Raw genomic sequence first — 14,098 nt, 5'->3', positions numbered from 1 at the left:
CATTGTTCCCCTTTGGGGACAGGGGCTAGAAATTTCTTTTGTATCGGTTCATAATATTTTCTACAATTCCCTTGTCGGTATTGATGTATCCTGCAAATGGATTGATGGAGTTCCAGAATCCCAAACGATTGGCTTTTTCCAGTCTTAACTTGATTGCCAGAAGCCAAAGCTTTAGGTTTTTGACATTCTCGGAAATGTTGTGCAATATCTTGTATCGGTCTCCCGCAGTGGCAAGGTTCAGCTCTCCCGAGGCGAGGATGTCGGAGACATCAGTCACTATTTTTATACTCTGTTCATAGGTTTTCTGTGAAGCCTTTACCCCGAAAATGGCATATTGTGGATGTGCCGATGCCAACTGAACTACCTGCGATGAATAATTGTAGCATTTGTTGAGTTCCGAATAAATCTCCTTCACCTGGATTCCGTTCTGCAAGGTTCCCGAAACTTCCTTCAGACCTTTCAGAATCTTATTCTGAATATCGTTGGCAACCACCATCTGGGTTCCCACCCACGCTTGGGCATCCTTCAGTTTGGAGGTTTCATCAATCACATCGTTCTGCTTGGCTTTCAAGTTTTCTGAATAGAGGATCATCGCCGCCGTTACCGTCGGGTCGATGTAGGTGTTTTGGGAGAAGCCCCATGTCCCCCAAAGGGGGAGAATCAACAGGAAAAGCCTCCTCCAAACCCTCCAAGAGAGGGAATTTATTGAAAGTCCCCTTTGGGGATTTTGGGGCTTATACTTTTTCATATTCCTCGTGTTTTTGGTTGATTAATTCTGAAAAATGGATATTTCGGTTTTCCAATTCCTGCGAGATGATTTTGAAGATATTTTGCCCTTTGTGCGTCTTCTTCATCATCCTGTAATAGGAAACCACCTTTTTGTCCAATGGCTTTTGATAAAGGTTGACGAGCGATACCAAGTTTTCAAGGCTGTCTCCGAAATTTTTCAAATCGCCTACAATTTTTTGCAAAGCCTCGTCGTAGTTTCCGTATTGTTGGACATAGTATTCGACTGCGGATTTTTCTGGTTTTTCCGTGGTGTAGGTTAAATACTGCTCCAAGGAAACCTCATTGCCGTGCACTTCTCCTTTGGAACCCCGCTTCAGATAAAATTCCTTGAAACGGCTTCTTCCAAATTTGTTGTTCAAATTATTGATGGTGAAAATCTTGTTTTGTTCCACCTTGTTCAATGAAAGCAGTGATGCAATCTTGTCGAAGTTGTCCTTGAACTTGGTCTGATCCAGCAATATGAAGGTGTCCGAGTTATTAATAATACTGTCTTTTACGACGGCATTTCCGATGATGTCGTCCAATTCCTGGGTAACAACCACTGCTTCTCCCCAAAATTTCCGAACCGTCTTGTAGAGATAGAGAATATATCCGCCCATCAGTTTGCTGGCAATCGCCTTCCATGCTTCCTCGATGATGAGCGCCTTTCTTCGGTCTTTTCGGAGACGCATTTTCTGGATGAAGGTATCCATGATAATGAGTGTCACGATCGGAAACAGTTTCGGGTTGTCTTTCACATTGTCGATTTCAAAGACGATGAATGGTTCGTCAAAGAGCGTGTTGTCTGCACTTTCGTTGAGTGTCGTTCCATATCTTCCGCCTTTGTAGAAATCCTTCAGCACGAACAAGAATGTCCTTAGATTAAATTCCTTTTCGGTGATGTGGTGTTTCTTATTGTTCAGGTAAAGGGGCAGAAATTTATCGCAGTAGTCATAGAATCCGTTGAAGGAAAGTTCTTTTGCCTCCAATTTTTCTTCGAGCTCCTTAATTTTCTTGATGATGGTTTTTCGGAAGGACTCGTTCCATTCTTCCGCCGTTTTCGGCTGCCTGATAATCTCGTTGGACTTGATGAGGATGAGTTGCGTCTCATTGTAGATTTTTCTCTTATCTTCATCGTTCAAGGTTTCATAAGCTTCGTAAACCTTGTAGAATTTTTCGCTGTCGTAATTCGGGTTGTTCATATTTTTGTCCGGATGATATTCGATGGCGAGTTTTCGGAAAGCCTCCTTAATCTCGTCAGAACCTGCATCGAAAGCGATTCCCAAAATATCGTAATAGTTGTACTGTCCGTTCGACTGGTTCTCAAAATCTGAAATAATGTCTTCCTCGTGGATGTTGTATTTGTTCAGATAGAGAATGAGTTCCTCCGAGGTCTTATGCTCATACCACCTGGTTCCCGAATTGAAATATTGGTGGTAATACGACATCAGCACATTGTCCAAAATAGATTTTTGTGCGGACGACATCGTGGCATCGGGACCTTGCCAAATCAGGAAAATCAAATTGGTCAAAAATTCTATTTTTTCGATGTTGAACTCTTTTTTGTCCATCAGAAAGGGATTCATGGTGATTGGTTTTTCTTCAGTGTATTGGATGTATCTCCCGCCTTTGTATTTGCAGGTTCCCGAATAGGAATCTCCCGTGTCCACAATGACCACGTCATAATTGTAGGTCAGGTATTGCTCAACGATATTGTTCATCAGGAAGGACTTTCCAGAACCTGACGGACCGAGGACAAACTTGTTTCGGTTGTTGATTCTTCCTGTCTTCATCGGCAAGTCCGCCGGATCAACTTTCAATGGAACGCCTTGTCGGTCGGTAAAACGCAGATAAAAATTGGATTCCTCGTTCACGGGGTAACTTTCTTTAAAAAAAAAACACAAGGCCGCTTCGCTTGTCGTCATAAATAAATCGTACTCTCGAAGTTCCGTGGCATTGCCCGGAATGGCGGAGCGGAAGAGTTCGAGCTGGTTGTAGGCATTCTTGGAAACGATAATCCCCTTCGTAAAGAGCTTGTTCTCAATCATCGACTGTATCCCTTCCATTTTTTCCAGTGTATGTGTTGAAAATATTAGGGAGAAATGGGCATTGACCACGAGTTGTCCGTCGATGGCGATATTGTGCAGAAGGGTCTGGATTTCTTCTGCAATAATGGCGTTGGATGGCGAGTTGTTTGCCGCTCCCTCGTGCTTTTTCTTCTTTTTGTCGAGTTCCCGCTGTTGTTGCGCCTGCAGGGGAATGGTGATGACCTGATTGTAGATGATGGCTTCGTAATCCTCCAATTCATTGATGAAGGTGAAGTTGTCCACCGCCGTTTCCGAGGCTGCTCCGTTTCCTCCCAATATGGAAAAAGGATCTATTTCTGAAGGCAGGTCGATATTTTCGACATCCACATAGGAAATATTTTTGACGAAGCGGTTTCCGATTTGGAGATATTCGTTGGTACTTTTGATATTGTCAAAAACCGGGGTTTCCGTAAACTGCATCGACAATACACCCGAAATGTAGTATTCAAAATCTTTCTCATATAAAAATTGGGGTTCGCAACCGCTCTGCTTCAAGAGCATCAACACCTTTTGGCATTTGTCGCGAAGTTCCTTGTAACTTTTTTCGGAAAACTGGTAGTGCTTGTTTTTCTTCTTGAGTTTGTCGTCCACAATGTCCGTAAACAGGAGTACCGTTTCGATGGTTTTAAATAGTCTTCCGTCAAAATGCTCGGAGTATTTCTGCTGGAGGAACTGGTTGGAGGATTCGGCGGTATATCTCTTTTTGGAAAAGATGTCGAGTTTTTGAACGATTCTTCCTTCGCCAATAATGGATACGACTTGATTCAGCACGGTATGGAAGTTCAGGTAGTTGTCTGGGTCGGCGGAATACTGTTCCACAATGTTCTTAATTCTGATGCCGATAATCGGATTCCCGTACTGTCCGAAGAGGACATCAAAATCCCATCCAAAATCCTTTCCGTAATCGTAGCCGATGAAGGGAATGTCAAATGCCTGTTTCTTTGTCTTTACCATCTTTTAAAAATCTTTTGTTGTTGAGTTTTTTTGGAAAAATGAATATCTGGTCAAAATTTTTGGTCTTGTCGTAGAGTCCGTTTTTGTCCTGCTTCTTGAAAATGAGGTAGACACCTCCTGCGGTTACCAATAAACCTAATAATGAACCCAGCAATCCGAATTTGGATAAGATGAGTGCCGCAACCACACCTGCGCCGATGACGGCTACCGCATAAATGATGTATTTGCCTTTGAGTCCGAAGAATACAAGGGGTTTTTTGAGCCCCTTGTACAGGTAGTATCCCATCTTAAGCAAAGAATGCGGTTACAAATTCCGGAACCACGATAAGGAAGATCATCGCACCGCCGTAGCCGAGGATTTCTTTGTTGACATCCTGGTCGCCGTTCGTCCATTTGTTGTACACCCTCAATCCTCCGATAAATCCTACGAGTCCACCGACTGCCTTTAATATCAGCTTGATGGGGTCCCAATAGTCCTTAATGTCGGAAGCGGCATTGGAGATGGCGGTCGCTCCGCCCTGCGCAAGCATCGGGGTCATTGCCAGCATCACCAAGGCAAGGGTTAGAACTTTCTTTTTTGTCACGTTTTTTCTGATAAAATTTTTCATCATTTTTAAAATTTAGGTTAGTTATGTATGGTAAATTGGTTAAATCGTCGAGTGGTAAACCTTTTGTCCCTCAATATTGTCCACCAGTTTTACGTTGGTTTCAGAAAGGTTGACAAATTCTTTCCATTGGTCTTTCTTGCTCTGTGCATCATTTTTTTTCTTGGAAACTATTGGCTCAATAATTTCTGGCTTTTTGCTGATTTCCGTTTGCTGTGGCGGATTTTCATGGTGTTTGGTTTCGGGCTGTTTTGAGCTGGTCCCATCCAAATCCTCTTCCTCTTCAAATCGTTTCCTCAATTCTTCCAAACTGGGATTGTCTTCAAAATTGTTCTGTCTTTGAATCGGAATGGGTTCGCTTTTTAGGAATGATTTCGGGGTTTTGAGATTTTCCACATCCTCGATGCCGATCAAGGTGGGTTCCTCATTCTCCGCCTGTGCAAAGTCGCCGAGTGAGTATTCTTCTGCAACATCGGTCTGAACGGTTTTCTCTTTTTTTAGGAAAAGGTCGTAGACGATATTTCCGGCATAGTACAGAAAGTAGGCTCCTAAAAGGATGAGTGAGTATTTTAACATAATGTATTGATTTGAGGTTTGTGGTTTATGGATTATTTTTTTCTTGTCTCTTTTGTCTCTCGTTAAAGCGCAACTTTTTTGACCTCGCTGATCTGCTGTATAATTTCGTCGAACGGCTTCTTTACGGCGTATTTTTGCTCGTAGGTGAGTTTTCTCGTGTCGATGGTTTGGAGGCAGTTTCTCTTGAACACGGGATTTTCTAGTAGAGTTCCGTATTTTGCCAACTCGATATCCATTTCCTTTTGGTTGAGATATTTGTAGCCCTTGTCGTATTTGGAGCGGATGAAGATTCTTTCCGCCTCGCTTTCCAACAAACCCAGAAGATTTTTGAATACCAAGGTTGATTTTACGGACACATCGGAATACTCAAAGGGAATGATGATGAAGTCGCTGTACACCAAAACATCGCTGTATCTCTGGTCCAGTGTTCCCGCCAGATCGAACAGGAACAGGTCTTTGCTTTCTTTCAGGTCGACAACCTGTTCCAAGTCCTCGAAAGGCGGCTCATCGTCATCTTCGCCAATGACTTCCACCTCGTAGAGTTTGGGCAGTTCCGAGTCCGCATCCTCCCTCCATTTGTTGAAGAAGGATTTTTGGTAGTCGAAATCAAACACCTTGATCTTCCTTGTAGAAATTCTGGAGAGATAGTTGGCGAATGCGATGGCGAGGGTGGTTTTCCCTGTTCCGCCTTTTTGGGTGGCAAATGTGATGATCATTCTTATGTTCTTTTTTTATTTTTGCGTCTTTTTCTTAACTCTTCTTCGGCAGGGTCTCTCCCTGTTCCTCCCGACGGTTTGGTGAATTGGAAAATCAGGTCGTCTATGGTTCTATCCAGTTCCTTGGAAAGATTTTCATCTCTACTTTCCGGTGTCAATTCTTTGCTTGGATTGAGGAATTTTTGATAGGCATTCTCTCCAATTAAGTTTTCCAATGAACCCACATAATGCAGTTTGGAGTGGACGGCATAATATTTTCCATCTTCCGATTTTATGAGGTGGACATCCTTGTTATTCTGTGTTTCGACATAATCCTTTACCTCGTTTTTTATGGCGTTGAAAACCTCCCTGTTCTTTATTTTCTTAGACTCGAAAAGCATAAATTCTATTATAGCGTTTTCGGGATTCTGGCGTTTCAGATGCTCCATTAATATTTGTTTTGAAAAACTGTCCGCCAGATTATAGTCCTTTAGACTTTCAAAAAGTTTCTTGTCAATTTTCTCATCGGTCATCTCAAACAGGTCGTCCATCTTCATGATCTCACTTCCCTTGAACACCTTTCCCGATTTGTGGTCGATGATGCTGTATCCGAAGGGTTTCTGTCCGTCCTTGTGGTGGAAGACCACATCCAGTCCGTAGATGTCCCGCAATTTTTTCTGGAGCTCGCTCTCGAACTCTATCTTGGGTTTCCAATGGTCGCTGTGCCTTTCTTCCGGTAGCAGTGATTCCTGCGCCCTTCTGTCCTCTACCTTGAAGACTTTATTGGAACAGAGGTCTTTGTATTTGCTCAAAATGGCTTTCAGCTGTCTCATTCGTCCGTTGTCCGAATTGGGGGTAAAACTGATTTGGTTACCGTGGATGGTTTTAAGTTTTACCCCGTTCTTCAGAATGGAAAAGTCATTTTCATCATTTGTGTCTTTAGTTAGTTTGAACCCGCTTCTTTCAAGCAGGAGTTCCAGTTGGCTGAGTGAAGCAATTTGATAGTTTAGCAGTTTTTCTAATTTTTCCTCGGAACTTACTCCGTATCGTTTTTCTAGTGTATCTGCCAATGCTTTTTGGGCTTTCAAGCGTTCGTAACTGTCGTTGATTTTCTTTCCGGTCTGCTTGTCAACCCTTGTGGAGACGATATGGACGTGGTTGTTCTCGGTGTCGCTGTGGTAAACAACTATGAACGGCTGTTTTCCGTAGCCCATTTCCTGCATGAAGTCTTTGGCGATTTCGGTGATTTCTTCCTTGCCATGATTCTGATATTTTGCAGAAATGACGGCGTGGAACTGTGGTTTCTTTACCTTCTCATTTTTTGAAATGGATTTGAAGTAGTCCCGAACCTGCTCCGGACTGCTTTCCCCATTGATGAAGGAGGGAAAGTTTTTCATCAGCATCAGTTCTCCTGTTCCTTTCTCCATCTTTTTGTCGTTGTACTGAACGCCGTGAAAATCCGAGCCTGAAGCAGGAATAATCTTGACAATCATTTTGCGAGCATTTCATAGATCTTTTCGAAGATTTGGTTTTGCTGCTTCTTCAATTTGGCGATTTCTGAAAGCTTTGCGGTGAAGTTTTTCAGTTCTGATTCCGAAATAAACTTTTGTCCGTTTGCAATTTTCGCTACCTGGTTGATGTTGGTCTCTATCTTGATGAAGACGTTGTCTTGTTTTTCAATGAACGCCAGTATCTGTCTTCTTTCGTTGTCTAAAATTCTGTTCTCAACTGATGCCGTCAGTAAGTCGGTCAATGTGAGGTTTCTGTCTTTGCATATTTTTTTCCAGTCCTGTTTTTTGGTTTTGGATATTCTGAATTTTATGTAGTCTTCTTTTTCCATTAAGGACTTTGTTGAATCATCAATTAGGGCAGATAAGGCTTGATCCAGTTGGAATATCCTTGAACTTCTCCGTAGGTGTAGTAGGATGTGGACATTGCGTTTAGGGAGGTTTGCGGAATCTGGATGCTGTAATTCTCCAGCAGGGCTGGAAAATATTGCGTGGAATTTTCCGTATGCAGTAAGACAATCTGGTTGGGAATGTATCCGATGTCGCTGTAGATGCTCGCAATGCTGATGAAGGCGTTTCCCGTAATCGGTGCGGAATCAGAAGACCTGTACATCTGAAACCATACATTTACAATTCCCTGTACTTTTCTGAACAAAACCGCTCCCTTTAGTCCTCCGAAATTTTTGGTTCCGATGGTGTAATATTTTGAGGAGGTAAGATAGGCGTGGCTATTTCCCGAATAGTTTACAGGGGCGGACCAAGTTGAAGTTGCTGTCAGTGCGGCGGTGCTGTTGGGATCGAAGGTGAGTACAATTCTGTATTCGACAGGCTGTTTCTCCTTTGCGAAATTCTGCCATACGTTGCCGTCAAAATAATACATTCCTGATTCTGAAATATTGATGACCTGCCCCGAAAGATTGGAAGCCGGAGCGGTGGCAAATACAACCGCACCTTTTTTTGCCTGTGTGTAAAACTTGTTCGCCAACTGGTCGCCCGTTATCCTTGGAGGAATAATCCCGTCATGATGTGAGGTGTCGTTTGGTTTTCCTACTACATCAAAAGTAGTTTCGGGTGTCTGTGTGTTTATTCCGACCTGCGCATTGAGGTTGATGGCAAAAAGTGTCAGGAGAACATAGAGGGTTGCTTTCATTTTTTTGATTAAAATTTCTGTTGCAAAATTGGGACATCAAATCCGTGAAAACAATAGTGTTCATGGGGCGTGGGCTAAATAAGAACAATTTAGACGAGTTTAGATTCTCCGAAGATTAAAAAAGAATAATTTAGACGAGTTTAGATGCTTGAACCAGATTTGGTGATTAAAAAAAACAAGTTCCGCCGTTTTTTCCCCTTTTGCAAAAAGGCAAGACCGTCTTTGTCCCAAAACTTGAAAAGTTTGTGGGTACAAAGACACATCTTGCAACAAAAGTTTACTGATTTTTTTAGAGGTCTGAAAAGGTTCCTCGAATGCTTATATTAGGGTTGTTTTGCGGTTTTTTATGATAAAGTTGCTTTGGAAGGAAAAAAACATGGAAAACGGGGAGAATTGAGGTGTAACTTTTCTACCCACGTTTGCGAGTAGGATGTGGCTGATTTACGCAGGTTGCATGATAACCTGTAGCTAAATTACCCAACTTATTGAAAAAGATAAGTTTATTTGGTGCAGGTTTTGAAGGAAGGTGTGTCTTTTTATCATTGAAATTTTTGTCAGAATGCTTATCATTTAGGAAAATGTAGGGTGGGTCTATTTTACCCAGGTTGATTTTGAACTTGTGTCTATTTTTCGCAGGTGGTTACTTTGGGAGTGCATATTTAACAAAAGAATCGGAAGGACTGAAAATTCTGTAGATGATTATTTCAGAGTTATTTTTTAGATTTTAGTTTAGATAATCTTGGAATTAAAAATAATGAAAAAGATTCTCTTGGAAATGGGCTTTTTTACGCGGCTTTGTGATTGGGATGTGCCCAATTTACGCAGGTTGAAAAATTGCCTGTGGTTAAATCAGGCAGGTTTTTGAAAAAGATGACTTTATTTGTTGAGAATTTGCACTAATAATGCACGGAAATCCCTCGTTTCTGTAAGAAATCTTAGCATTAACAATTATTTTTTTAAAAAAAACATCAAGCTTGATACCCCAACAATTTCCTAATTTGATAGAAAAACCTTTCAATTAGCCTTAAATCCTCGGTGACAATCTCGGCACTTCCTTTGAGCTCTCTGTCAAATGGCAACTTTTTCCCAAAAGAAGTCCGCAATCCTTTTGGAAGCAAAACGTCAACATAATAGTTCCCTTTATCATCTGGAGTAAGAGAAATGTTTTGGACCTTGCCTTCAACGATTCCATATTCTTGGTATCGGTAATTATCAAGCTTTACTAAAACCTTTTGATTTGGTTTAACTTTACCGGAATTCACTGATGGAATCAACATCCGACCAACAACTAATTCCTTATCATTGGGTAGAACAGACATCACAATATCACCGGGTTTTACAAATTGGTTCTCGCCCCAAAATTGTTGGAAACTAACTACTCCTTCAGTAGAAGAAATAATGAGATAATTTTGTTCCCATTGTCTCAGTGATTTTCTTAGCTGTTCAAATAATTGGAGCGTTTGGGAGCTGTATGTAATCTTATCTTTCTCAGTATTTATTGATGCACCGCTTTTGGTTTTATTTAGATTTGAAACCGCTTCCTGCATCTGTGACAATGTTATATTGATATTTTTCAAATTTTGTTCTGCCTGTAGAAATTTTGTTTTTTCATTTTCTAGTTCCATCGCGGCAATTACACCTTGATTGAACAATTCTTGGGAGCGCAAGTATTTTTTTTGGTAAGGTCAAATTTTGTAACTTCTAAGTTCCGCTGCTGTTGTAATGTAGCAATCCTTGCCCTGTATTCCCCAAGACTTTGGTTTGCTGCAATATTTTCAGGAGCATAGGGCTTAAGACGAGTAAAAAGTTTTTCATCCTGCAATGCTTTTGCAAAACTATTGTATTCTCCCTGTATTTCGCCAAGTTTGAAGGTTGATGCCTGTTGAGTAGGGAAGTAGAGAACTTGTGATGATGACATTGAATCAACTATATCTTTTAGAGCTAGAATATCCTTGTAATCAGCAGCTGACTGAAGCACCATCATGACTTGATTTTTATTTACAGACTGATGATCTTTCACTAAAATTTTTTCAATTTTAGAATTTGTTCTTGCTTCAAGTTTTTCAGGTGGATTTTTGGAAGTTACGACTATGGGGGCAGGTATAAACTCAGGATATTTAATTACATAACTCATCAAGAGAACCATCAGGAGAATGACGAAAATTACCGTGTTTCCCCATCGAATCATCCAATGTGGCGGCTGCGTGAGAATATCCTGCACGTTTTCTGAACGTAGTTCAAGATTGTCTAATATGTCTTTTTCCTTTTCCAATTTATTATTAAATTTACTGATTATCCGTTTATGCACCTGTTATATTCGCAATTACTAGTCTGTCAAAGAGTTTGTCTCCAAAATACCGTCTGTTTAATTTGTAAATAAACTCGTTGAGATACAACTGTAAGTATTTCCTTTTGATTTTATGGTAGTTGCCCAGCAATGTCCGTTTTGCATTACTGATTGCGATATGCACCCATTTGAGTGTTTCCTTGGTGGTTTTGGCGTCTGATTTCTCGGTGACGTGCAATTCCACCAGATCGGAGATGTCAACGTAAGAAGTGCTTTTGTCCGAAAATACGATGGCATCATCCTCCATGCAGTCCCTGACCACGCCGTTGATTCCTTCACTTTGATGGCTATCCAGTACCCTGGCCTTGAAATAACGCACATGCTTCTCCTTTTTGCCCGTTTCGATATCTTCCAACGGGGTGCTTTCGGCCATCACCGCAACGTTCTGCTTTCCCTCGGCTCCCCGGCCACGTGTACCCTTGCCTCGCTCGATTTCCTTACTGGCCACCGAAAAGTTAACGAATTCTTGCGGTTTCTTTCAGCGCCGCCAATACCGCCAGCCCGTCGCGCAAGGGGCGCGGCTCGTGTGTGCGGATGAAGTCAGCTCCACCTGCGGCGGCGGCAAGCTCTGCAGCGAGTGTCGCGGCCCCGACATCCCCCGGACCACGGCCTGTGAGCGCGCGCAGAAAGGATTTGCGCGAAACAGACAGAAGCACCGGCAAATCGAAGCGCAGCCGCAATTCATCGAACCGCGCCAGCACCGAGAGCGAGGTTTCGGGAGCAGCCCCCAGAAAAAACCCCATGCCGGGATCAAGGACAAGGCGGTTGCGTTTGATACCGGCACCCGTCAGCGCCGCGATGCGCGCGTCAAAGAACGCCGCAATGTGATCCATGATGTCGCCAGCGGGTGCCTCGCGCCGATCTGCCTGCCCGTCTTGCACCGAATGCATAACGACGAGTTTGGCAGATGATTTCGCCAATTGCGGATAGAACGCAGCGTCTGGAAAACCGCGAATATCATTGAGATAGGCCACACCACGCGACAAGGCATAGGCTTGCGTCGCGGGTTGATAACTGTCGAGCGAGACGGGAATGCCATCTGCCTTGAGCGCGTCCAGCACCGGCGCGATACGCGCGATTTCTGTGTCGGACGAAACAGGCGCGGCGTCGGGATTGCTGGATGCCGGACCGAGGTCGATCACATCTGCCCCCTCGGCCATCAGCTTACGCGCCTGCGCAATGGCTGCGTCTGGCGCCAGATACCGGCCTCCATCGGAGAAACTGTCCGAGGTTATGTTGACGATGCCGAAAATGATGAGCGATTTATTCATGGGGGCTTCTATAATAATACCTAAAATCCGCAGGTAGTTAATTAGGATGTTTAAAGATTCTGATTATCCGTTTATGCACCTGTTATATTCGCAATTACTATTCTGTCAAAGAGTTTGTCTCCAAAATACCGTCTGTTTAATTTGTAAATAAACTCGTTGAGATACAACTGTAAGTATTTCCTTTTGATTTTATGGTAGTTGCCCAGCAATGTCCGTTTTGCATTACTGATTGCGATATGCACCCATTTGAGTGTTTCCTTGGTGGTTTTGGCGTCTGATTTCTCGGTGACGTGCAATTCCACCAGATCGGAGATGTCAACGTAAGAAGTGCTTTTGTCCGAAAATACGATGGCATCATCCTCCATGCAGTCCCTGACCACGCCGTTGATTCCTTCACTTTGATGGCTATCCAGTACCCTGGCCTTGAAATAACGCACATGCTTCTCCTTTTTGCCCGTTTCGATATCTTCCAACGGGGTGCTTTCGGCCATCACCGCAACGTTCTGCTTTCCCTCGGCTCCCCGGCCACGTGTACCCTTGCCTCGCTCGATTTCCTTACTGGCCACCGAAAAGTAACCCTCATCCAGTTCTATCATCCCTTCCAGTGTATACCTTGCATCCCGGTTGCCCATCGCCCTGCGGAGTTTGTGTACCATCGCCCATACCGGTTCGTAACGCTTCAATCCTAATTGCTTCTGGAGTTCGTTGGTGGAGAATCCCTTTTTTGTGCAACTCATCAGGAACATCGTTTTGTACCACACCAGAAACGGCAGCTTGGAGCTCTCCATGATCGTACCGCTGCGCAACGAGGTGCGGAAACGGCAACCTTTGCATTCATAACTCCATTTACCCTGTAACCAATAATGGGAAGTGCCCCCGCATCGCTTGCAGACAACCCCTTCCTTATCACGCTGCTCCTTGAAATGCAAACGACAATCTTCCTCCGAACCGAAATGAGCCGTAAAACTGAATATGTTCATAATCCCTGCTTTTTGAGCGCTAATATACTAAAAATATTAGGTGTGTTTGCGGAGAATCAGATTAAATTTTAAAATGTCCCAAATACGTCATAACAATATCCAAACTCTTTGTATTAACTGTGGAGCCATCATGAATACAATTATCTGTTGGAGCTATATAGTTGGTCCTTAAATCCTCCGTAGATTTTTTTTTTTAGCCATTTCATGAGTTTTTAAAAGGTTAATAAAAACAAAGTTACTAAAACGGCAAATGGGAAAAGCTACCGGAGGTTTAGTTCAACAGCTAAGTTCTTGTTGCGTGCGAATAACGAACAGTGATACCCTATTTAACGGAAGCTTCGGGAGTTTTTTTTCAGCATTATGGGTTTATCGGCGAAGGATTTTAGAGATTTACAGGGGATTTCTGAAAGAGTCTCTTTTTTGGGCGGTTTACCCGTTTTTAGTTAATTTTACAAAGTTACAGATTTAGGCGGTTGTTAAAGCTGCCGAAGCTTTAGTTCAGCGGATCTTTAAGTTATTAATTTCTTTAAAAAAATAGAAAAATCTATAATAAATCTGTTATTTCTCCAATTTATTTTTGGTTTTAAATTGGATCTATACTGTGGAAGAAGTGATGTAAGCAGGGAAGAACAGTCGATTTAAAAAAATCTATAAATGTAATTGTCCGGCAAATGAGTAAAAAAAACTTGGTTGATATCATAGAATTTTCAGAAGAGTTATCTGAACCAATTAAGACACTGAATTACGAGTGGCTTGAAAAATATTTTCGTATAGAAGAAGGTGATGTTGCATCACTTTCAGATCCCCAAAAGCATATCATAGACAAAGGCGGCCATATTTATTATGCTAAACTCAATGGTGAAATTGTTGGTACAGCCTCACTGTTAAAGAAAAGTGAAACGGTTTACGAATTAGGTAAATTGGCTGTCAGCGACAAAGCACAGGGACACGGTATTGGGACAATATTGATTGAACATTGCTTAAATATTGCCAAACAAAAACAAATAACGATACTTATTTTATACTCAAACACAACGTTGCAATCGGCTATTCATTTATTTAGAAAATATGGGTTTGAAGAAGTTGAACTTGAAAGTGGAGTTTACGAAAGAGCAAATATCAAAATGGAGAAACACTTTTAAACAGGAAAGAACAGC

The 14,098-nt window shown here is 42.3% G+C and carries 14 protein-coding genes and 1 pseudogene; 1 reads left to right on the top strand and 14 read right to left on the bottom strand.

Features of this window, described 5'->3' with window-relative positions; all coding sequences use genetic code 11:
* Positions 1-25: 25 nt before the first annotated feature.
* From MTP09_RS11430 to MTP09_RS11365, 14 genes and pseudogenes are all read right to left on the bottom strand, one after another.
* On the bottom strand, positions 26-748 hold the full coding sequence (locus MTP09_RS11430) for a hypothetical protein (protein WP_024567403.1): 723 nt from the start codon (positions 746-748) through the stop codon (positions 26-28).
* The gene (locus MTP09_RS11425; protein ID WP_243548496.1) at positions 735-3,809 is read right to left on the bottom strand and encodes a TraG family conjugative transposon ATPase; all 3,075 of its coding nucleotides are present in this window, start codon (positions 3,807-3,809) and stop codon (positions 735-737) included. Before MTP09_RS11425 ends, MTP09_RS11430 begins: the two co-directional genes overlap by 14 nt.
* Complete coding sequence (locus MTP09_RS11420) at positions 3,781-4,095, bottom strand: hypothetical protein (RefSeq protein WP_024567405.1); 315 nt, start codon at positions 4,093-4,095, stop codon at positions 3,781-3,783. Before MTP09_RS11420 ends, MTP09_RS11425 begins: the two co-directional genes overlap by 29 nt.
* Position 4,096: 1 nt before the next feature.
* Entirely contained in the window at positions 4,097-4,420 is a 324-nt protein-coding gene (locus MTP09_RS11415) for a DUF4134 domain-containing protein (RefSeq protein ID WP_024567406.1), read from the bottom strand.
* Between the two features lie 36 nt (positions 4,421-4,456).
* Positions 4,457-4,990, bottom strand: coding sequence for a hypothetical protein (locus MTP09_RS11410; RefSeq protein ID WP_024567407.1), 534 nt, complete (start codon positions 4,988-4,990; stop codon positions 4,457-4,459).
* A 62-nt stretch (positions 4,991-5,052) separates the two neighbouring features.
* Positions 5,053-5,706, bottom strand: a complete 654-nt coding sequence (locus MTP09_RS11405) for a ParA family protein (RefSeq protein ID WP_024567408.1) — start codon at positions 5,704-5,706, stop codon at positions 5,053-5,055.
* Positions 5,707-5,708: 2 nt separating this feature from the next.
* Entirely contained in the window at positions 5,709-7,178 is a 1,470-nt protein-coding gene (locus MTP09_RS11400; protein ID WP_024565586.1) for a relaxase/mobilization nuclease domain-containing protein, read from the bottom strand.
* Positions 7,175-7,525, bottom strand: coding sequence for a hypothetical protein (locus tag MTP09_RS11395; protein ID WP_024565585.1), 351 nt, complete (start codon positions 7,523-7,525; stop codon positions 7,175-7,177). The genes MTP09_RS11400 and MTP09_RS11395 overlap by 4 nt, the downstream gene beginning before the upstream one ends.
* Before the next feature lie 23 nt (positions 7,526-7,548).
* Positions 7,549-8,343 (bottom strand): hypothetical protein, encoded by a 795-nt coding sequence (locus MTP09_RS11390; RefSeq protein ID WP_024565584.1) that lies wholly within the window; start codon positions 8,341-8,343, stop codon positions 7,549-7,551.
* A gap of 968 nt (positions 8,344-9,311) precedes the next feature.
* On the bottom strand, positions 9,312-9,995 hold the full coding sequence (locus MTP09_RS11385) for an HlyD family efflux transporter periplasmic adaptor subunit (RefSeq protein WP_243548495.1): 684 nt from the start codon (positions 9,993-9,995) through the stop codon (positions 9,312-9,314).
* A complete protein-coding gene (locus MTP09_RS11380) occupies positions 9,977-10,615 on the bottom strand; it encodes an HlyD family secretion protein (protein ID WP_214649541.1) in 639 nt (212 codons plus the stop codon). Before MTP09_RS11380 ends, MTP09_RS11385 begins: the two co-directional genes overlap by 19 nt.
* A 28-nt stretch (positions 10,616-10,643) precedes the next feature.
* Positions 10,644-11,144, bottom strand: a pseudogene (locus MTP09_RS11375) (IS1595-like element ISBbi1 family transposase); the annotation flags it as partial.
* Position 11,145: 1 nt separating this feature from the next.
* Positions 11,146-11,961, bottom strand: coding sequence for a sulfonamide-resistant dihydropteroate synthase Sul2 (gene sul2, locus MTP09_RS11370; protein WP_001043260.1), 816 nt, complete (start codon positions 11,959-11,961; stop codon positions 11,146-11,148).
* 71 nt (positions 11,962-12,032) lie between these two features.
* Positions 12,033-12,941, bottom strand: coding sequence for an IS1595-like element ISBbi1 family transposase (locus MTP09_RS11365; protein ID WP_095073168.1), 909 nt, complete (start codon positions 12,939-12,941; stop codon positions 12,033-12,035).
* A 671-nt stretch (positions 12,942-13,612) separates the two neighbouring features.
* Between MTP09_RS11365 and MTP09_RS11360 the strand changes: the two genes are divergently transcribed.
* A complete protein-coding gene (locus MTP09_RS11360; RefSeq protein ID WP_024565583.1) occupies positions 13,613-14,083 on the top strand; it encodes a GNAT family N-acetyltransferase in 471 nt (156 codons plus the stop codon).
* Positions 14,084-14,098: the final 15 nt, after the last annotated feature.

It is taken from the genome of Chryseobacterium suipulveris, assembly GCF_022811685.1.
In the GTDB taxonomy this organism is placed as follows: Bacteria; Bacteroidota; Bacteroidia; order Flavobacteriales; family Weeksellaceae; genus Kaistella; species Kaistella suipulveris.
This window is presented reverse-complemented; position numbering and strand designations above follow the sequence as displayed.

Bases quoted from the DNA above. Each gene is read 5' to 3' on its own strand.
- MTP09_RS11430 (WP_024567403.1), bottom strand. From the start codon at position 748: ATGAAAAAGTATAAGCCCCAAAATCCCCAAAGGGGACTTTCAATAAAT.
- MTP09_RS11425 (WP_243548496.1), bottom strand. From the start codon at position 3,809: ATGGTAAAGACAAAGAAACAGGCATTTGACATTCCCTTCATCGGCTAC.
- MTP09_RS11420 (WP_024567405.1), bottom strand. From the start codon at position 4,095: ATGGGATACTACCTGTACAAGGGGCTCAAAAAACCCCTTGTATTCTTC.
- MTP09_RS11415 (WP_024567406.1), bottom strand. From the start codon at position 4,420: ATGATGAAAAATTTTATCAGAAAAAACGTGACAAAAAAGAAAGTTCTA.
- MTP09_RS11410 (WP_024567407.1), bottom strand. From the start codon at position 4,990: ATGTTAAAATACTCACTCATCCTTTTAGGAGCCTACTTTCTGTACTAT.
- MTP09_RS11405 (WP_024567408.1), bottom strand. From the start codon at position 5,706: ATGATCATCACATTTGCCACCCAAAAAGGCGGAACAGGGAAAACCACC.
- MTP09_RS11400 (WP_024565586.1), bottom strand. From the start codon at position 7,178: ATGATTGTCAAGATTATTCCTGCTTCAGGCTCGGATTTTCACGGCGTT.
- MTP09_RS11395 (WP_024565585.1), bottom strand. From the start codon at position 7,525: ATGGAAAAAGAAGACTACATAAAATTCAGAATATCCAAAACCAAAAAA.
- MTP09_RS11390 (WP_024565584.1), bottom strand. From the start codon at position 8,343: ATGAAAGCAACCCTCTATGTTCTCCTGACACTTTTTGCCATCAACCTC.
- sul2 (WP_001043260.1), bottom strand. From the start codon at position 11,961: ATGAATAAATCGCTCATCATTTTCGGCATCGTCAACATAACCTCGGAC.
- MTP09_RS11365 (WP_095073168.1), bottom strand. From the start codon at position 12,941: ATGAACATATTCAGTTTTACGGCTCATTTCGGTTCGGAGGAAGATTGT.
- MTP09_RS11360 (WP_024565583.1), top strand. From the start codon at position 13,613: ATGAGTAAAAAAAACTTGGTTGATATCATAGAATTTTCAGAAGAGTTA.